Below are 18724 nucleotides of genomic sequence, written 5' to 3' on the forward strand. Positions count from 1 at the left end.
ATCGTTTTGATGGATGACACCTCATATACCCGATAAAAGGGCGAAGCGCTTTAACCAGCCGCTTCGCCCTTTTTCTTTGTTATATTCCCTCCCCGGTCATTCCCGTGCAAACGGGGACCCAAAATACCCTTGGATCAAACGCCCGCTAGGTTCCCGCTTTCGCGGGAATGACGAGTGAGGTAAGTGCCTGTAATCATTCTTTTTTCTTCCCCTTCAATAAGGCAATAATCGGTAACAACCAGGCGAACTCACTAGTAATCCCGGTCAACACCTCAATCCCCTTGATCGCACCAACAACAGAAACAGCACGAACAAAGTTCTCGGAAGTACTTTCCAGCCCCTTGATTACACCACGCTCAACAGCCTTCCCGGCGTTGGATTGACGCACCTTTTGCCAACCGGATTTGGCGAGCTTTGACGTTACTGATAGCAAGTTGCCCACACTACGCACAAAATCGACTTTTAAAGGATCAGACACAATGGCCTGATCATTATCACTCGGAACATAATCGCCTTTTATGTCGGCTGCATATTCTTCGAACTCCTCAATAACCTGTTCATCCGCCAGATCACGGGTTTCACCCAATTGTTCAACCACTTCCAAGGCGAGGCTAACATCAGCAAGCGCTACACCGCTTTCGCCGATTTCCTCAAGATATTCCTGCCATTCAGGAAGTTGTTTGATGAAACCATTGTGACTGGCAAGCAAGGCGGAAAGTTCAGCCACCAGTCGATCTGACATTTCATCTTTGGCATGGTTTAACTGTTCCAGCAATCGACTGGCATGCAAGCCCGCTTTGATGACATTCATGTCTTCATATTGATGTGCCAATGCTGCTTCGTATCGGGATATCGCTTTATCAACAAAGGGACTGTTCGTTTGCGGCACCAAATCCAGAAAATCGTCCAGAGCTTCACGCTGTGCTTCCCAGATACTCTTCCAGCGCTCTTCCTGTCCTTCCTTCTCAGACGTTGGCAAAACAGCTTTGCGTTTGTGAATTTTCTCATCATCACCGACCTCAAGCTCAATCACCGCCTTTTTCTGCTGTGGAATATCCGGCACCTGGTATCGCGCTTCCATCTCTGCAATCAGATGATTAACATGGGCGGGCCCTTTCTCCCAATCCTCTTCCGGGATCATAACCCGTTCACGTTCAAGAGATTCCAGAACCAGACGTCCATTTGGTTTGGGGCCACCAACAAGGCGATCATCATACCAATTTGTCCAGACCTGCCAGTCTTCATCCAGTTCCAGCAAGACCGATTTCATTTTTTGCCAATCATTTTCAAGGTCATCCGGCATGACCGACAACCAAAGCGGGCGGCTGATCAATTGATCAAGTGATCCAGTTTTCTCAAAATAAGAAATGTCATTATTTATCGCCACCCAAATAGGGGAAAAAGCGGCGGCGGCTCTGTCAGCAGCAGCAGCGGCGTAGGCGGCGACGGCTCTAGCGGCGGCGGCTCTGGCGGCGGCGTAGGCGGCGTCGGCGGCGGCGGTTCTGGCGGCTTTGGCGGCTTTGGCGGCGGCGGTTCTGCCGGCTCTAGCGGCGGCGGCGGCGGCTCTGTCAGCAGCAGCGGCGTAGGCGGCGGTTCTGGCGGCTCTAAATTCGCCCCGCTGGTTTGGCCATGTGCCCGCAAACCAAGGGGCCGAATTAGCACGAAAAACAGGCAAAATTATGGATGTAGCATATTCAGAAGGTGCCTCATTCAAAACAGGAAAGAGCACAGGTATAACGCGCAGGGAAATTCGTGCAGCCATCGCGACGGCAACCTGCTTATCCTGCCCCATCAGCCATTTTCTATAATCATCTAAGGATTCAATATTTCCCACGGTAGCCCCCAAAACCCCTAATAGGTGAATAGTGCATCATTACTCACCTTATAGCAATAACGTTCTATCATCACCAGCCCTCCGTCATCCCCGTGCAAACGGGGACCCAGGACACCTTTGGATCACACATTCACTAGGTTCCCGCGTTCGCGGGAATGACGGTAACGAAAGTTGTCATCCCAGGCTTGTTCCAGGACAATCGGGGGAGGTCGGGCTCAATTGTTTGAAAGTTGGAATCCTGCTTTAAAAGCTTGTCCCGGAATGAATCCGGGATGACAGGGGTGAGGGCGATTTACCGTCCCTCTACCCAGCTCTTATAGGCCTGATCGGTCTTGATAATATGATTGAGCAGCCAGTCTCTCAGGAAAACCTGAAGGTTATGTCCCACAGCGCCATTATCGGCATGTTCGGATTTGAAGCTTTCTTTGGCGGTGCTGAGCCATTCGCGGAATTCGTCGTGTTGCCTGAGGTGCGCGTCCAAGTCGTCATAGCCGACCTGTTTCAGCAATTCTTCTTCATCATGGAAATGTTCGCGCACATAGATGTCAAGTTTTTCAAAGATAACGCCCATGGAGGATGTGTCCAGGCTGGCGTCATCCAAGCGGTCGATGAGGGCGAACAGGTCTTGATGTTGGCGGTCAATTTCTGCATCGCCGACGTTATAGTCTTCACTCCATGCCAGACGTCCCATAACATCCCTCCCCATTCAATCAACACTTGGGGTAGCATTCTACCAAAAGGACGGCAGGGCAAACTTGATCTCGCGCAAGCGATCAAATTCCGGCGAAGACATCCTGCATGGTGATGACATCGGCATATTCCCCATCCAGCACGCCGAGATAGAGATTATGAACATCTTCGGCTTCCCAACGCTTGCCTGCCTTGTCCACCACCGGAACGGCCGTGCAGGCATCACTGACCACGTAGGTGAGGAAGCCAAGGCAGCTGGCATGACGCACGGTCGCATCGATGGAATTATGGGTCACAACCCCGCAGAAGACGATCTTGTCGCAGCCCTCCGTGCGCAACTGGGAGCCCAGGCTTGTTTTGATGAAGGCGCAGTTGACTTCTTTTTCAATCACAATTTCACCGGGCAGCGGCGCTGTTTCTGGCTTGAAGTCGTTGGTGGGTTTATCAGTATGATAGGTGGAGGCCGGATTGGGTTCATTATGTTTGACATGGAACACAGGCCATTTGCGCACCCGCCAGATGCTCAACAGGTCCTGGACCCGCATCTGATAGTCCGGATTGTTCTTGCCATCCCAGCAGGGTTCATCAATGGCTTTTTGCACATCAATAATGACAAGGGCGGTGGTGGCATCCAGTTCCATAGTTCAAAGCTTCCACATAAAATAAGTAAAGGGCCGTACGCTTTCGCATACGGCCCCCAACTATAAACATGCGCTAATTGATTAGCTAATGTTTTGTAGCAGTGTATCCAGAGACGCTTTCGCATCACCATAGAACATGCGTGTGTTCTCTTTGTAGAACAGTGGGTTTTCGATACCGGAATACCCAGTCCCCTGACCACGTTTAGAGACAAACACCTGCTTGGCTTTCCAGCATTCCAGAACCGGCATGCCTGCGATGGGTGAGTTTGGATCTTCCTGTGCTGCCGGGTTTACGATGTCGTTTGACCCGATAACGATGGCAACGTCAGTTTCAGGGAAGTCGTCATTGATCTCATCCATTTCCAGAACGATGTCATAAGGCACTTTTGCTTCGGCCAACAGAACGTTCATGTGACCTGGCAGACGACCTGCAACCGGGTGGATCGCAAAGCGAACTTCTTTACCCTTGGCACGCAGACGCTTGGTCAGCTCAGACACAGATTGTTGTGCTTGCGCAACCGCCAGACCGTAGCCCGGAATGATGATGATGCTGTCTGCATCTTCCAACGCGCTTACAACACCGTCTGCATCGATGGCAACCTGTTCACCTTCAACTTCCATAGCCGGACCTGTTTCACCGCCGAAGCCGCCCAGGATAACCGATACGAAATGACGGTTCATCGCCTTACACATGATATAGGACAGGATCGCACCGGAGGAACCAACAAGTGCACCTGTTACGATCAACAGGTCGTTGCCCAGGGTGAAACCGATGGCAGAAGCCGCCCAACCGGAATAAGAGTTCAACATGGAAACCACAACCGGCATGTCAGCACCACCGATACCCATGATCAGGTGCCAGCCGATGAAGCCTGCGATGATGGTCACAACAACCATTGTCCAGATGCCAAAGTCGTTGCAGAACATGATGCCCAGAACCAGACAGGCGATTGCAGAAACAGCGTTCCACATGTGACCACCTGGCAGTTTGATTGGCTTGCCGTCAATTTTACCCGCAAGCTTGCCAAAGGCAACAATAGAACCAGTGAAGGTGATCGCACCAATGAAGATACCGAGGAAGACTTCAACCTTCAGGATGGAAATTTCAACAGATGTCTTGTGCGCCAGTTTCAGTGCAAAACCCGTCAGAGCTTCACGCGCTGCTTCGTCCATAGCCAGAACAGCCTGGAGTTCCAGTTCGGCGTTCAGGCCGATGAAAACAGCAGCCAGACCCACGAAGGAGTGAAGCGCAGCAACCAGTTGCGGCATTTCAGTCATTTGAACGCGCGCAGCCACCACATAACCGATGACAGAACCGACCAGGATCGCCGGGATCAGCCAGATAAAGCTAAAACCGATCTGGTTGATAACAGTTACGAAAACAGCAACGCCCATACCGACGATACCGTACCATACGGCGCGTTTTGCTTTTTCCTGATTAGAAAGGCCACCCAGAGAAAGGATGAACAAGACGGATGCTGCGATATAAGCAGCAGTCATAATACCATAAGCCATTGTTTCTATTCTCCTTAGGACTTCTCGAACATGGCAAGCATGCGACGTGTGACGAGGAAGCCACCGACAATGTTAATGGTCGCAATCAGAACCGAGATGGTCGCCATAATAACAACCAGCGAACTGCTGGATCCGATTTGCAGGACGGCACCCAAGATCACAATACCGGAAATCGCGTTGGTAACAGCCATCAACGGTGTGTGCAGAGAGTGTGAAACGTTCCAGATGACCTGGAAGCCAACGAAACAGGACAGAACAAACACGATAAAGTGCTGCATGAAGCTGGCAGGGGCAAAGGCACCCACGATCAGCATCAACAGGCCGCCAACGCCCAACATGGCAAACTGACGTTTTGAATCAGCTTTGAATTCTGCAATTTCGCGCGCTTTCTTTTCTTCCGGTGTCTCTTCCTTGACTTCCGGTTTCTTCTGCGCGGCAATCGCTTTTACTTTTGGTGGGGGGGGCGGGAAGGTGATATCACCTTCAAAGGTCACGGTCGCGCCACGGATGACATCATCTTCCATGTCGTGATTAACCTTACCGTCTTTTTCAGGGGTCAGGTCAGTCATCATGTGACGAATGTTTGTGGAATAAAGGCTGGAAGCCTGTGCTGCCATACGCGATGGGAAGTCCGTGTAACCGATGATGGTTACGCCGTTCTCAGTCACGACCTTCTTATCTTTTTCAGTACCTTCACAGTTACCACCGCGCTCAGCCGCCAAATCAACAACCACAGAACCTGTCTTCATGGCCGCGACCATGTCTTCGAGCCACAGTTTTGGTGCTTCGCGGTTCGGGATCAGGGCTGTTGTGATAACAATGTCAACTTCCGGGGCCAGTTCGCGGAATTTCGCAAGCTGTGCTTCACGGAATTCAGGCGAAGAAACAGAAGCGTAACCGCCTGTTTCCGCACCGTCTTGTTGTTCTTCTTCAAAATCCAGATAAACGAATTCTGCGCCCATGGATTCAACCTGTTCTGCCACTTCCGGGCGAACGTCAAATGCATAAGTGATCGCACCCAAAGATACAGAGGCACCGATGGCAGCCAGACCAGCCACACCCGCACCCACAACCAGAACCTTCGCAGGCGGTACTTTACCAGCCGCTGTGATCTGACCTGTGAAGAAGCGACCGAAGTTGTTACCGGCTTCGATAACCGCACGGTAACCAGCGATGTTCGCCATGGATGACAGGGCGTCCATCTTCTGTGCACGTGAAATCCGTGGCACCATTTCCATGGCGATCACGTTTGCACCAGATTCTTTGGCGGCATTCATGCCAGCTTCGTTACCCGCAGGGTTGAAGAAAGAGATCAGCGTCTTGCCTTTGGCAAGGTACTTCAGTTCTTTTTCTTCAGGCTCGCGTACTTTTGCAATGATGTCTGATTTGTCCCAAAGACCTTTTGCGGTTTTGATGACTTCAACACCCGCAGCCTCGTAAGCTTCATCAGAAAAGCCAGCTTGCTTCCCGGCACCAGATTGAATGGCACATTGATATCCAAGTTTCTGGAGTTGGGTTGCGGAATCAGGAGTCATCGCAACGCGGTTTTCTCCTTTGAACAGCTCTTTTGGCGTTCCAATTAATTGTCCGTCAGCCATAATTCCTCCAGTAAATAAATCGTTTCATTTGAGGTATTTCCATTTCATACGATTTTGACATAAGGCACCCATCCACCTCTCAGAAATTGAGAAGTTTCTGCATCCATATAACTTTGACCCCATGCATCCCCTTTCACATTCGCGTCTCCCACAAAATGTGACAGGTCGGTTTTTTCTGTACGGTAATTCTGAACAGTTGCCACCAACATGGTTCCTTAGTTTCCCTCTGGGTACGTTGTTTACACAAAAAACCCAAACATCCTTTCGAACGCCTGAGTGATCTGCGCATAATTAATTTTCGCAACACCTTTATGCCTTGGTCATACCAGTGCCTGCAACCCCTACATTGGATGTAGGTTAATATTTTTTATGCAGCGCAACATTAGCAAAAATTTATTTAAAGGTGTTTTTTTCGTGTTTTTGAGGGACAGCAACAAGTCTGGACAGGGCAGAAAACCGGGGTTTTTCATATTGCCCCGCAACAAGGTAAACTTGTCATACCAGATACATTACTGTGACTTTATTGCAACACCGGAGGGACTCGGGCGCGTCAAGATAAAGGTTGCAGTTGCAACCATTATAACCGCTAGGGAAATTGGAACGTATATATTTTCACTTAAAAGTATGGAGAATCCAAGAGAGATCCCCATCAGGGACACAGCAGCAATTTTCGCTTTCTTTGAAACAGCACCGTGATCAAACCAATTTCGGATATGTTCCCCAAACTTTGGATGGGTATAGAGCCAGCGCTTTAGCCTGGGTGAACTCTTGCTGAAGGCCCAGACGGCGACCAGCAAAAACGGGGTAGTGGGCATAACCGGAAGAAAGGCACCCAAAAAACCAAGGGCCGTAAAGACCCATCCCAAACTCAGATAAATGATACGGCGACTGCTCTTAATCATAGTTCAAAATGTGGGTTTCCAAGTTTTCTTTTCAAGTTCCCTATCTTTATAAAATACGAAAAGGGAAATATTGTGACGTAATTTTGGTATGTGTGCCGTCCTCAATAATCGACCGCATGGCTTTATCCACTTGCTTTAGCAGATCAGGATTATCCGGGCGAACAATCATGTGAACTTCACCACCCAGTCCCTTGTTTGCAATTGGTTTTCCAAGATAGCCAAATCCGTGGCCATCATCTGATTGTAGAAAACTCAGCGATTGCATGGTTGGCATCAGATAGATTTTACAGACGCCCTTCTGCATGGATTTGATGGTTTCCATGCTGGTTTTGGTCACAATCAATCTTTCCGTGTTCCCGGACATTTTTTGTTCCAGATAACTTTTCTGGCGGGTCTTTGCAATGGCACAGACCTTTTCGCGCGCCAGTACTTTGTCCACATCGCCGAAGCTATAATCCACCGGGCCGACAAAACTGGATGTGGATCGCCAGTAAGGGATGCTAAAAGCCGCTTTTTCTTCCCGTGCTGGTGTTTTCAACATATTGGGCAAGGCAAAATCTATCTCTCCTGCGTTTACTTTACCGAGAATGTCGGGATAGCGGATGGCATGCAGTTTACAGGTGGCCTTGATGCGTTTACAGATTTCTTTTGCCATATCCACATTGAACCCAACTTGTTGACCCGCTTCATTCTTATAAGAAAAGGGAACGGAGCTTGTGGTCACAGCCACATTTAAATCATCGGCAAAAGACGGCGTTGCCATCAGGCCAATGACGCCACAAAGGGTAAGCTTTAAAAGTCGGTTCATTATCTGCATCTTCATTTAATCAAAGAAAAAGGCCCAGAAGGGAACCCCTCTGAGCCTTCGTTATATCATCTTAATTCTAGAACGGGATTTCGTCATCAAGATCACCACCGGGAATACCGCCGCCCTGTTGCTGGCCGCCGCCGGAATTCCATTCCGGGCCTGTGCTACCGCCTTGAGGGTCAGCACCACCGCCAAAACCACCGCCACCAGAGCCTGCGCTTTGACCGTAGTCATCACCACCGCCGCCAGCATAGCCGCCATCACCACCACCGGAACGACTGCCCAGCATGGTCAATTCACCGCGATAACGTTGCAGGACAACCTCTGTGGTGTATTTTTCAACACCTTGCTGGTCGGTCCATTTGCGAGTTTGCAGCGCGCCTTCCAGATAAACGGTTGAACCTTTACGCAGGAAACGTTCTGCCACATCGGCCAGACGTTCATTAAAGATCACCACGCGGTGCCATTCGGTACGTTCACGACGTTCCCCTGAATTACGATCTTTCCACGATTCGGATGTCGCAAGAGAAAGATTGACGATTTTAGAGCCATCATTTGTAAAGCGCACTTCTGGGTCGCGCCCCAAATTACCTACCAAAATCACCTTATTTACCGAACCGGCCATGGGAACTCCTTGTATTCAAGCGGTTAATTATTTTGAGGCCAGACCATACAATCAATATGGGATTTTTGCGAGTCCATAATCCAGCTTTCAGCCCCTAAATTTCTCTTTTGCTTTTTTCAGTTCTTAAGGATACTCTCCTTGTCATCACAACCGTGATGAGAAACAAAAAACGAATGAGTATGATGATCCGCCTTATCATATTGACCCTGTTCATTCTTTCCTTTCAAGTGAACACAGGTCAGACTGCGACGTATAGACTGGTGACCGCGCCTTTTGTGCCATTTACCAATCCTGATCACCCCAAGGGTGGATTCCTGGTGGAAGTTGCCCGTCAGGCCTTTGCCAAAAGTGGCCGCACGTTAGAAGTCAGTTTCCATCCTTGGGCGCGTGCGATGAAAGAAGCTGAGACCGGACGCTATGACGGTTTACTCAGCGCCTTCTATAATAAAGAACGCGGCGAAATCTTTCATTTCTCTGCCCCGCTGAATACCACAAAGATGGTTTTCGTCGGGTTGCGCAAGAACTTTACGGTCACGCGGTATGATAATCTGCAGGACTTATATGACTATAAAATCGCGGTCGGCCGAAAATGGGCCTATTCAGAAGAGTTTGAACAAAACCAGCGAATTGAAAAACAGATTGTGAATGATGAACCAAACGGCATTCACCTGCTTTATAATGGCCGGGTTGATTTGTTTGCCGTCAACATTGACCAATTCCTTCACACAATCTCCAAAATGGATAAATATGATGCGCGTCAGTCCATTATTCTGAGTCCGTCAATCTCCACCAATAACCAACATATCGCTGCTTCACGCGCCCTTGCTGGCACACCACAAATGCTGGCGGATTTCAACACAGGGCTCGCAGCCCTCAAGGCCAGCGGGGAATATCAAAAGATCCGGCAGGATTTTTTCGGCTTTTAGCTTTACTTTTGGATGACATCACACTATCTCTTTTACCTTGAAATGTTCTCCTTTTGATCTTTTTAGGTTTTCCGATGAGTGTTGATGAAATTCAGGTGCGTGGCGCGCGCGAACATAACTTGCAAGATGTGGATGTAAACATCCCGAAAAACTCACTCACCGTTATCACCGGACTTTCTGGCTCGGGAAAATCCTCTCTGGCATTTGATACCATCTATGCCGAAGGTCAGCGCCGCTATGTGGAATCCTTATCTGCTTATGCCCGTCAGTTCCTGGAACTGATGCAAAAGCCGGATGTTGACCATATCGAAGGTCTGTCACCTGCCATTTCGATTGAACAGAAAACCACCTCAAAAAACCCGCGCTCCACTGTCGGCACCGTCACCGAAATTTATGACTATATGCGTCTTTTATGGGCGCGCGTCGGTGTGCCTCATTCACCAGCCACAGGCCTTCCAATTGAAAGCCAGACGGTTTCGCAAATGGTTGATCGGATCATGACGCTGGAAGAAGGTACCCGTCTTTATATCCTCGCGCCCATCGTTCGGGGCCGCAAAGGGGAATATCGCAAGGAGTTTATGGAACTTCAGAAAAAAGGCTTCCAGCGGGTCAAAGTGGATGGTGAGCTTTATGACGTGGATGGCGTGCCCGAACTCAACAAAAAGATCAAACATGATATCGAAGTAGTGGTGGATCGTCTGGTCTTGCGTGAAGGCGTGGAAAGCCGACTGGCAGACAGTATCGAAACCGCGCTTGAACTGGCCGATGGTCTTTTGTTTGCCGAAGATGCCAAGACCGGAGAACGTCACACTTTTTCTGCCAAATTCGCCTGTCCGGTTTCCGGCTTTACCATTGATGAAGTTGAACCGCGTCTCTTTTCCTTTAACAACCCGTTTGGGGCATGTCCCAGTTGTGATGGTCTGGGCACGGAAATGTATTTCGACCCGGAACTGGTGGTGCCAGACAGTTCCGTTGCACTTGAAAAAGCCATTGCCCCCTGGGCCAATTCGTCCAGCGTTTATTACGGACAGACCCTAAAAGCCATCGCCGATTATTTCAAAGTCGATATCGAAAAGCCTTTTGGCAAACTGCCAAAGAAAGTCCAGGACACGGTGCTTTACGGGTCAGGCAAGAATGAGATCACAATTTCTTATAATGACGGCAAACGATCCTATCAGGTGACCAAGCCATTTGAAGGCGTGATCCCGAATATGGAACGTCGCTGGCGTGAAACGGACAGCTCCTGGGTGCGTGATGAACTGTCAAAATATCAGACGGTCACCACCTGTTCGGATTGTGGCGGGCATCGTCTGAAGCCGGAAGCATTAGCTGTTAAAATAGACGGGCTGCATGTCAGCGAAGTCACTGCTTTTTCTATTGATGAAGCTGCCAAATGGTATCTCGCCCTTGAAGATAAGCTGGGAGAGAAAGAACAGGAAATTGCCCGTCGTATCCTGCGGGAAATCAACGACCGTCTGGGTTTCCTCGTGAATGTCGGTCTGGATTACCTGACCCTGTCACGATCATCGGGCACACTGTCCGGTGGGGAGAGCCAGCGGATCCGCCTGGCCTCTCAGATTGGATCAGGCCTGACCGGGGTTCTCTATGTCCTGGATGAACCGTCTATCGGTCTGCACCAACGCGATAATGACCGTCTGCTGGAAACACTGGTACGTCTGCGTGATCTGGATAACACCGTGATTGTGGTGGAACATGACGAAGACGCCATTCGCTCTGCCGATTACCTGATCGACATGGGGCCACGCGCGGGCGTTCATGGCGGAACGGTGGTCGCAGAAGGCACCCCGGATGAGGTCATGGCAAATCCGGAAAGTCTGACCGGGCAGTATCTGACGGGCATGGAACAGATCGAAGTTCCGACCAAACGCCGAAAGGGTCGCAAAGGCCAATCCATTAAGATCAAGGGCGCGACGGTCAACAACCTGCAAAATGTAAATGCTGAAATTCCACTGGGCACCTTTACCTGTGTGACCGGGGTGTCCGGCGGCGGTAAATCCTCCCTGGTGATTGAAACGCTTTATAAGGCGTTGGCGAAAAAACTACATGGTGCGCGTTTGCATCCGGGTGAACATAAAAAACTGGAAGGCGTGGAATTTATCGACAAGATCGTTGATATCGACCAGTCCCCCATTGGCCGCACGCCACGTTCCAACCCGGCGACCTACACAGGTGCGTTCTCTCCCATCCGAGAATGGTTTGCTGCGCTCCCTGAAGCCAAGACACGTGGATATAAGCCTGGCCGTTTCTCCTTCAACGTCAAGGGCGGTCGGTGCGAGGCCTGTCAGGGTGACGGCGTCATCAAGATCGAGATGCATTTCCTGCCGGATGTTTATGTGCAATGTGATGTCTGTAAGGGCAAACGCTATAACCGTGAAACGCTGGATGTGAAATTCCGTGGCAAATCCATCGCTGATGTGCTGGATATGACGGTCGAAGAAGCCGTCGATTTCTTCAAGGCCGTGCCCAGCATCCGCGACAAGATGGTTACGCTGGAAAAAGTCGGTCTTGGCTATATCCATCTGGGCCAACAGGCAACCACCCTTTCAGGGGGGGAGGCCCAGCGGGTCAAACTCGCCAAAGAGCTCTCCAAACGCGCCACTGGCAAAACCATCTATATTCTGGATGAACCCACAACCGGGCTGCATTTCGATGACGTGCGTAAACTTTTGGAAGTCCTCCATGTCCTGGTCGATCAGGGCAACACCGTCGTCGTCATCGAACATAACCTCGAAGTCATCAAAACCGCCGACCACATCATCGACATCGGCCCTGAAGGCGGTGCAAAGGGTGGCCGGATCGTCGCCAGCGGCACACCGGAAAAGGTCTGCGAGGTAGAAGAAAGCTATACAGGTAAATACCTGAAGGATTATTTGAAGTAAGCCAACACTCACTCGTCATTCCCGCGAAAGCGGAAACCCAGCGAGCATTTGATCCAAGATAATTCTGGGTCCCCGTTTTAGCTATCGCTGGCCTTCGGCTCACGGGGATGACAGTGGGAAGGGAAACCGTTTTGCCATCTCCCTGCCCTTTGTAGTATCCTTCTCTCATGAAAAACAAAGAGGATATCTTTAAAAAGCTGATCAGCCTTGAAAGGGACATTGCCCCTTTCGGGGTGTCGCGCATCGGCTTGTTCGGCTCCTATGCGCGCGGAAATCCTAGGCCGGATAGTGACATTGATTTATTGGTGGAGTTCATCAACACACCGGGGCTTTTGCAACTGGCAGAGCTGCATCTGTTGCTGGAAAAATCCATGGCGCGGCGGGTGGATCTCGCGACCCACGACATGCTATCTGCGAACTTGAAAGACAAGGTGCTGGAAGAAGTGGTGTATTATGACAAAACCACATAAGCACCATCACCTTCACAACGAAGAACGCTGGCATTTTCATATTATTCAGATGATCCTCGCCATTGAAAAGATTGAAACCTACGTGCAAGGCATGACGCGGAATGGCTTTCTGAGTGATGATCGCACCATCGATGCGGTGATCCGCAATCTGGAAATCATCGGGGAAGCCACCCATCATATCCCAAATAAAGTGCGCAAATCTCACCGCGCTATCCCTTGGGCGACTCTGCGTCATATGCGCAATTTCCTCGCCCACGAATATTTCGCGGTAGACCCAAAAATCATCTGGGAGACCGTTTCAAAAGACCTGTCCGCCATCAAACAGGCGCTAAAAAAGGTTTATTGAAACCAAAGACCGAAAAATCTTTCGCATTTGCACAATTTTTTGATTTTTAATGCGTATGAATAATTGCCCTTCCCTTTGCTTTAACTTAAGAATATAAGATGTTGCAAATGCGATAATCATACCCAGATCAGAACTTATGAACATCTATCTGCCCATCGCCGAGATTTCTGTAAACATCTTCCTTCTGCTTGGAATGGGAGGCGCTGTTGGATTCCTCTCAGGCATGTTTGGCGTTGGCGGCGGTTTCCTTATGACGCCTTTGTTGATCTTCATCGGTGTCCCGCCCAGCGTTGCTGTTGCAACAGAAGCCAATCAGATTGTCGCCTCCAGTGTTTCCGGTGTTATTGCCCACACACGGCGTAAAAACGTTGATTTCAAAATGGGGATCATGCTGCTGATTGGCGGTGTCATCGGTTCCACCAGCGGTGTCTGGCTTTTTTCAGCGCTGAAAGCCTCCGGACAGATCGACCTTGTGATTAAACTTTCCTATGTGGTCTTCCTGTCCATCATCGGTGGGTTGATGTTCTTTGAAAGTGCGCGTGCCATCATCCGCAAACGCAAAGGCTATGTCGGAACGGGCGGCGTCCACAAACGCAAAGACCATTCTGGCTGGCAACATAAGCTGCCCTTTAAAATGCGTTTCAGACGTTCCAAGCTTTATATCAGTGCGCTTCTGCCCATTGGTGTGGGCGTTGTGGTTGGTATTCTGGCTGCCATCATGGGTGTCGGCGGTGGCTTTATCATGGTCCCTGCCATGATTTATCTCTTGGGTATGCCGACCTCGGTTGTTGTTGGGACCTCCCTTTTTCAGATTATTTTTGTGACCGCAAACGTCACCATCCTTCAGGCAGCCACCAACCAGACGGTTGATATTGTGCTGGCGCTGTTGTTGTTGATCGGCGGTGTGATCGGAGCGCAATTTGGGGCACGTGCGGGCATGAAATTGCAAGGTGAACAGCTGCGTGTTCTTCTGGCGCTGATGGTCTTGGGCGTTTGTGTCAAACTGGGGATTGATCTGATCCTGGCACCGGATGATCTCTTCTCCCTTGGTGTTGGTGGGGGGCATTGATTGAAATGATCCGCTTTCTCGCCCTGATCCTGACCATCTTCTGCCTAAGCCTGCCCGCATCCGCCCAGTCCCCCATGGTGTCAGACGAGATTGTCGCCGCCCTTGATGACCATCTGGTCGCTATTGATACGGGTTTTAGCGGGTCCAAAGTTCTGCTGTTTGGTGCAACCGAAGGCGAAGGCGATGTGGTCGTCATCGTGCGCGGGCCGTCCAACCGCGAAGTTGTTCGACGCAAAGAACGTGTAATGGGCGTCTGGGCGAATAAAGAAAAAGTCGCCTTCAGCGATACCCCTGTCTTTTACAACATCGCAACATCCGGCAATCTGGAAGAACTGGTACCCGCCTCGACCCGTCAACGTCTGGAACTGGGACCGGATAACCTCAATACCTATCTTGCGCCGGAATATAAAAATATTGGCGACAAGAAAAAAGAAGAATTCTGGCAAGCCTTGCTGCGCGCAAAAAAACGCGACGGGCTTTATGCAGAAAGCGCAACACCCGTTAAATTCCTCGGCAAACGCCTGTTTCGTGCCGACATTGAATTTCCGGCCAACATTCCGGTCGGGACCTATCTGGTCTATGTCTATCTGGTCAAAGACAAGGATGTGGTCAGCACACAAATTACCCCCCTTTTCGTCTCAAAAATCGGCGTCGAAGCGGGCATCTATGACTTCGCGCATCGCCACAGCCTGGCCTATGGTGTCATCGCAGTGGTCATCGCCCTGCTGTCCGGCTGGATCGCCTCTGTCGCTTTTCGTAAAAAATAAAATCGTGATAAACGTCATTACCAAGTATGCATTTTTGTTGACTATCAGCCTGTGGGGCTTAGCCATAGTCACAGGGATTCTAGCCATTGGTTTATCTTTTCTTGCAAAAACTGAAGATAAATCTCCTCTACACTCGCACCTGATCCAAAAATATAAAACTGCCAAATCATCAAATAATCTGCCAAGTTTTGAACTTACCAATTTCTGCGTTTCACGAGAATATCAATCACTCCAAAGTGTTATTAACCAACAATGTCATTTTGACTTTTGCCGTAAGAAAGTTTCGAAAGAGGTAAATTACGTTCCAGAAAACTACTATGGTTTCATATTCTTTAATTCCGAAACCTACTCTGAACCTCAATTCGTATCGAATAAATTTCTGAGCATTAGAGACGGTTGCTATGAAAAGTGGAAGATTATGTAAATGACAGATTCCACATTGAGTTACTTTACTGCACTTACTAGGCTTTTCTTTTCACTGGTTGCTCTTTTCAGCACTTTGGCTCTCATCTTCACATTCATACTAACAAACCTGCTAGAACATGTTAACGAAGATGAGAAGATGCTAGAACAGCACATCATCCAGCATATGGAGAAACAGATTTCTCTTCATCAAAAGTAAGACCATAAATCCAACCTATCAATACCTTAGGAGACCTTAATCGTGTTTGACGTAAATGAATATTTTGACGGTAAAGTCAAATCCATCGCTTTTCAGGGTGAAAAACTCGCTTCCACCGTTGGGGTAATGGCCCCCGGCGACTATGAATTTGGCACCAGTCAAAAAGAAGTCATGACCGTCGTCAGCGGTGCTTTGACCGTTAAACTGCCAGATGCGGATGAATTCGTTACCTTCGAAGCAGGCAAATCTTTCACCGTTGAAGCCAACCGCAAATTCCAGCTGCAGGTCGCAACCGATACGGCCTATCTCTGCACGTATGAATAAGAAACCGTTTCAACCCAAGAAGTAACTAGATTTAACTTCGCATTGTTCTTGGGTTGATTTGCGTCTGAAACACGCCATGTAGTAAAAAAGACTACAAAAACCGGAGTGTCTCATGCCTCTCATCCTGCCTTTACGTCACACCAACCTTCTTTACGCTTCCCTATTTTCCCTGATTCTGCTCTTTGCGTTCTATATCCAGAGTGAAGCAAAAGCCACAACCTATAAAGTGGCCGCAGGAACCGTGACCACCTCTGTAAAAACCTGTTTTCAACGACTTAAAGACATTTACAATCGTGCCGGACACGATATTGAACTAGTGCTGGAAGCCAATGCGCGCAGCATTGAAAGTGTGAATAAAGGCAAATATGACGGGGAACTCGCCCGGATCGCAGGCGTGAATGAATTTTACACCAATCTAGTCCCGCTCACAGAACCCATCATGTATCAGGAACTGGTCATCGCGTACCGCAAGGGTGAAACCTATATCCCGAAAACGCTTGATGATCTGGTGAATGCACTGAAAAACGGCGTGCCTGTCGGCTTTACCCGTGGCAACAAATTTCTCACCAATTCCATCGGTATCTATGATGCCCAGCCGGTTTCAAGCGGCAAGTCGCTGATGAAAATGGTCCACACCAACCGCATTCGCTACGCCGCAAGCTTCCTGGGCGTCCTGGAACCCCACCAAGATGAATTTCCAGAAGTCGAAGTCGGGCTGGACCAGACGCTCCTAAAAATCCCCATGTTCCACTACGTCCACTTCAAAAACGTCCATCTGGTGAAGGTACTAAGTGATGCCACACGAGATATAAATAAGGATGGAGGTGGGGTGCCCACACTGCGCCATTTGAACAGTCAGTTTAAAGAGGAATAGCGATTATTTCGCCGCATCCCGGATCGCCTGCATGTTCTCAGCATAATCGCCACCAAACACGGCTGAACCAGCCACAACCACATTGGCACCCGCATCGACCACGTCTTTGATGGTCGAAGGATTTACGCCACCATCGACCTGAATATCGATATCGCGATCACCGATCATGTCTTTCAGGCGTTTGATTTTTTCAAGCTGGGACGGGATGAATTTTTGGCCGCCGAAGCCGGGGTTGACGCTCATGACCAGGATCAGGTCAATCTCGTCCAGGACGTATTTAACGGCGTTCACTGGGGTCGCCGGGTTCAGGGACACACCTGCTTTTTTGCCGAGGCTTTTGATATACTGGACAGAACGGTGCAGGTGCTTGTCGGCTTCTGCATGGACCGTGATCAGGTCCGCGCCTGCATCGGCATAGTCTTTAAGATACGGTTGCGCCGGATCGATCATCAGGTGAACGTCGAACGGCTTGTCCGTATAGCTGCGGATCGCTTTGATGACACAGGGACCGAATGTCATGTTGGGCACGAAATGGCCGTCCATCACATCAATATGAATCCAGTCTGCGCCTGCTTTATCAACGGCAGTGACTTCTTCACCCAGTTTGGCGAAATCCGCTGACAGAATGGATGGTGCGATCTTAAGCATAGTAACCTCGCCTAAAAGACAAAGGTCCCGGCCTTCGCCGGGACACAATATTTAAAATGATTAACCAAGAACCGGATCAAGGGAGCCATTGGCATAACGGTCAGCCATGTCGTTCAGGCTGATCGGCTTGATCTTGGAACCCTGACCTGCACAGTTGAAGATTTCATAACGTTCAACGCATTCTTTCTCCATCGCAGCCATGGCTGGTTTCAGGTAGTAGCGTGGGTCGAACTCAGCCGGGCCTTCCTGAAGCGCTTTACGGATCGCACCTGTGATGGCCATACGGTTATCGGTGTCGATGTTGACTTTGCGCACACCGTTTTTAATGCCGACAACGATTTCTTCCAGCGGCACACCGTAGGTCTGCTTCATCTCCCCACCATGGGCGTTGATGATGTCCTGCAGTTCCTGCGGCACAGAAGAAGAACCATGCATCACCAGGTGAGTGTTTGGCAGCTTCTTGTGGATTTCTTTCACCACGTTCATGGCAAGAATGTCACCATCGGGTTTGCGGGTGAATTTATACGCACCGTGAGACGTGCCCATGGCAATCGCCAGCGCATCAACTTTTGTTTTCTTGACGAAATCAACGGCTTGGTCTGGGTCCGTCAGCAAAGCGTCCATATCCAGCTTGCCTTCAAAACCGTGGCCGTCTTCTTTTTCGCCTTCGCCTGTTTCAAGTGAACCCAGACAACCCAGTTCCCCTTCGACAGAAACACCGATCAGGTGAGCTGCTTTGGTGACGTCTGCGGTGATATCAACGTTATATTCATATGACGCGGGCGTCTTGCCGTCTGCTTCTAGCGAGCCGTCCATCATGACAGATGAAAAGCCGTTGGCCATGGCAGACATACAGGTGCGCAGTTCATTACCGTGATCCAGATGCATACAGACCGGAACGTCAGGATAGATTTCAACCGCTGCCTGGATCAAGTGTTTCAAAACCGCATCGTTGGCGTATTTACGTGCGCCACGACTTGCCTGCATGATGACAGGGCTGTCGGTTTTGGACGCTGCCGCCATAATCGCCAACATCTGTTCCATGTTGTTGATATTGAAAGCGGGAAGGCCATAGTCATTCTCTGCCGCGTGATCGAGAAGCTGACGCATGGAAACGAGTGCCATAGGATTTCCTCCAAAATTACTTATTAACGAGTTGAGGCGG

18 protein-coding genes are annotated in these 18724 nt (G+C 49.7%); 8 read left to right on the forward strand and 10 right to left on the reverse strand.

From position 1 onward, the window contains the following. Window positions 1-193: 193 nt before the first annotated feature. The 8 genes from RYZ26_RS12435 to ssb all read right to left on the reverse strand — a co-directional run bounded on the left by RYZ26_RS12435 (window position 194) and on the right by ssb (window position 8613). Window positions 194-1834, reverse strand: coding sequence for a hypothetical protein (locus tag RYZ26_RS12435; protein ID WP_317683540.1), 1641 nt, complete (start codon window positions 1832-1834; stop codon window positions 194-196). Window positions 1835-2126: 292 nt separating this feature from the next. Continuing rightward, entirely contained in the window at window positions 2127-2525 is a 399-nt protein-coding gene (locus RYZ26_RS12440; RefSeq protein WP_317683541.1) for a bacteriohemerythrin, read from the reverse strand. An 82-nt stretch (window positions 2526-2607) separates the two neighbouring features. Beyond that, window positions 2608-3165, reverse strand: coding sequence for a cysteine hydrolase family protein (locus tag RYZ26_RS12445; protein ID WP_317683542.1), 558 nt, complete (start codon window positions 3163-3165; stop codon window positions 2608-2610). Window positions 3166-3246: 81 nt separating this feature from the next. Then, the gene (locus RYZ26_RS12450) at window positions 3247-4680 is read right to left on the reverse strand and encodes an NAD(P)(+) transhydrogenase (Re/Si-specific) subunit beta (protein ID WP_317683543.1); all 1434 of its coding nucleotides are present in this window, start codon (window positions 4678-4680) and stop codon (window positions 3247-3249) included. A gap of 14 nt (window positions 4681-4694) precedes the next feature. Further along, a complete protein-coding gene (locus tag RYZ26_RS12455) occupies window positions 4695-6278 on the reverse strand; it encodes a Re/Si-specific NAD(P)(+) transhydrogenase subunit alpha (protein ID WP_317683544.1) in 1584 nt (527 codons plus the stop codon). Window positions 6279-6787: 509 nt separating this feature from the next. Then, a complete protein-coding gene (locus tag RYZ26_RS12460) occupies window positions 6788-7180 on the reverse strand; it encodes a YbaN family protein (protein WP_317683545.1) in 393 nt (130 codons plus the stop codon). A gap of 46 nt (window positions 7181-7226) precedes the next feature. Further along, window positions 7227-7988 (reverse strand): substrate-binding periplasmic protein, encoded by a 762-nt coding sequence (locus tag RYZ26_RS12465; RefSeq protein WP_317683546.1) that lies wholly within the window; start codon window positions 7986-7988, stop codon window positions 7227-7229. A 76-nt stretch (window positions 7989-8064) separates the two neighbouring features. Then, entirely contained in the window at window positions 8065-8613 is a 549-nt protein-coding gene (gene ssb / locus RYZ26_RS12470) for a single-stranded DNA-binding protein (RefSeq protein WP_317683547.1), read from the reverse strand. Between the two features lie 173 nt (window positions 8614-8786). Between ssb and RYZ26_RS12475 the strand changes: the two genes are divergently transcribed. The 8 genes from RYZ26_RS12475 to RYZ26_RS12510 all read left to right on the forward strand — a co-directional run bounded on the left by RYZ26_RS12475 (window position 8787) and on the right by RYZ26_RS12510 (window position 16911). Next, the gene (locus RYZ26_RS12475) at window positions 8787-9539 is read left to right on the forward strand and encodes a substrate-binding periplasmic protein (RefSeq protein ID WP_317683548.1); all 753 of its coding nucleotides are present in this window, start codon (window positions 8787-8789) and stop codon (window positions 9537-9539) included. Window positions 9540-9613: 74 nt separating this feature from the next. Then, window positions 9614-12439, forward strand: coding sequence for an excinuclease ABC subunit UvrA (gene uvrA / locus RYZ26_RS12480; protein ID WP_317683549.1), 2826 nt, complete (start codon window positions 9614-9616; stop codon window positions 12437-12439). A 167-nt stretch (window positions 12440-12606) separates the two neighbouring features. Continuing rightward, the gene (locus RYZ26_RS12485) at window positions 12607-12909 is read left to right on the forward strand and encodes a nucleotidyltransferase family protein (RefSeq protein ID WP_317683550.1); all 303 of its coding nucleotides are present in this window, start codon (window positions 12607-12609) and stop codon (window positions 12907-12909) included. After that, complete coding sequence (locus RYZ26_RS12490; protein ID WP_317683551.1) at window positions 12893-13255, forward strand: HepT-like ribonuclease domain-containing protein; 363 nt, start codon at window positions 12893-12895, stop codon at window positions 13253-13255. The genes RYZ26_RS12485 and RYZ26_RS12490 overlap by 17 nt, the downstream gene beginning before the upstream one ends. 136 nt (window positions 13256-13391) lie before the next feature. Next, entirely contained in the window at window positions 13392-14324 is a 933-nt protein-coding gene (locus RYZ26_RS12495; protein WP_317683552.1) for a sulfite exporter TauE/SafE family protein, read from the forward strand. 5 nt (window positions 14325-14329) lie between these two features. After that, complete coding sequence (locus RYZ26_RS12500; RefSeq protein WP_317683553.1) at window positions 14330-15091, forward strand: TIGR02186 family protein; 762 nt, start codon at window positions 14330-14332, stop codon at window positions 15089-15091. 664 nt (window positions 15092-15755) lie between these two features. After that, window positions 15756-16037 carry a pyrimidine/purine nucleoside phosphorylase gene (gene ppnP / locus RYZ26_RS12505; RefSeq protein WP_317683554.1) on the forward strand — a complete coding sequence of 94 codons (282 nt, stop codon included), beginning with the start codon at window positions 15756-15758 and terminating at the stop codon, window positions 16035-16037. A 112-nt stretch (window positions 16038-16149) separates the two neighbouring features. Beyond that, complete coding sequence (locus RYZ26_RS12510; RefSeq protein WP_317683555.1) at window positions 16150-16911, forward strand: transporter substrate-binding domain-containing protein; 762 nt, start codon at window positions 16150-16152, stop codon at window positions 16909-16911. 3 nt (window positions 16912-16914) lie between these two features. Here RYZ26_RS12510 and rpe read toward each other — a convergent pair whose 3' ends face one another. Together rpe and fba are read right to left on the reverse strand one after the other, a co-directional pair. Further along, window positions 16915-17559, reverse strand: a complete 645-nt coding sequence (gene rpe / locus RYZ26_RS12515) for a ribulose-phosphate 3-epimerase (protein ID WP_317683556.1) — start codon at window positions 17557-17559, stop codon at window positions 16915-16917. A 60-nt stretch (window positions 17560-17619) separates the two neighbouring features. Then, the gene (gene fba, locus RYZ26_RS12520; RefSeq protein WP_317683557.1) at window positions 17620-18684 is read right to left on the reverse strand and encodes a class II fructose-bisphosphate aldolase; all 1065 of its coding nucleotides are present in this window, start codon (window positions 18682-18684) and stop codon (window positions 17620-17622) included. Window positions 18685-18724: the final 40 nt, after the last annotated feature.

It is taken from the genome of Terasakiella sediminum (assembly GCF_033100395.1).
Taxonomy (GTDB): Bacteria; Pseudomonadota; Alphaproteobacteria; order Rhodospirillales; family Terasakiellaceae; genus Terasakiella.

Coding starts and splice junctions, on each gene's coding strand:
- RYZ26_RS12460 (WP_317683545.1), bottom strand. CDS start 7,180: ATGATTAAGAGCAGTCGCCGTATCATTTATCTGAGTTTGGGATGGGTC.
- RYZ26_RS12475 (WP_317683548.1), top strand. CDS start 8,787: ATGAGTATGATGATCCGCCTTATCATATTGACCCTGTTCATTCTTTCC.
- RYZ26_RS12445 (WP_317683542.1), bottom strand. CDS start 3,165: ATGGAACTGGATGCCACCACCGCCCTTGTCATTATTGATGTGCAAAAA.
- RYZ26_RS12485 (WP_317683550.1), top strand. CDS start 12,607: ATGAAAAACAAAGAGGATATCTTTAAAAAGCTGATCAGCCTTGAAAGG.
- RYZ26_RS12455 (WP_317683544.1), bottom strand. CDS start 6,278: ATGGCTGACGGACAATTAATTGGAACGCCAAAAGAGCTGTTCAAAGGA.
- RYZ26_RS12465 (WP_317683546.1), bottom strand. CDS start 7,988: ATGAACCGACTTTTAAAGCTTACCCTTTGTGGCGTCATTGGCCTGATG.
- uvrA (WP_317683549.1), top strand. CDS start 9,614: ATGAGTGTTGATGAAATTCAGGTGCGTGGCGCGCGCGAACATAACTTG.
- RYZ26_RS12450 (WP_317683543.1), bottom strand. CDS start 4,680: ATGGCTTATGGTATTATGACTGCTGCTTATATCGCAGCATCCGTCTTG.
- RYZ26_RS12490 (WP_317683551.1), top strand. CDS start 12,893: ATGACAAAACCACATAAGCACCATCACCTTCACAACGAAGAACGCTGG.
- RYZ26_RS12500 (WP_317683553.1), top strand. CDS start 14,330: ATGATCCGCTTTCTCGCCCTGATCCTGACCATCTTCTGCCTAAGCCTG.
- ssb (WP_317683547.1), bottom strand. CDS start 8,613: ATGGCCGGTTCGGTAAATAAGGTGATTTTGGTAGGTAATTTGGGGCGC.
- rpe (WP_317683556.1), bottom strand. CDS start 17,559: ATGCTTAAGATCGCACCATCCATTCTGTCAGCGGATTTCGCCAAACTG.
- RYZ26_RS12510 (WP_317683555.1), top strand. CDS start 16,150: ATGCCTCTCATCCTGCCTTTACGTCACACCAACCTTCTTTACGCTTCC.
- RYZ26_RS12440 (WP_317683541.1), bottom strand. CDS start 2,525: ATGGGACGTCTGGCATGGAGTGAAGACTATAACGTCGGCGATGCAGAA.
- RYZ26_RS12495 (WP_317683552.1), top strand. CDS start 13,392: ATGAACATCTATCTGCCCATCGCCGAGATTTCTGTAAACATCTTCCTT.
- fba (WP_317683557.1), bottom strand. CDS start 18,684: ATGGCACTCGTTTCCATGCGTCAGCTTCTCGATCACGCGGCAGAGAAT.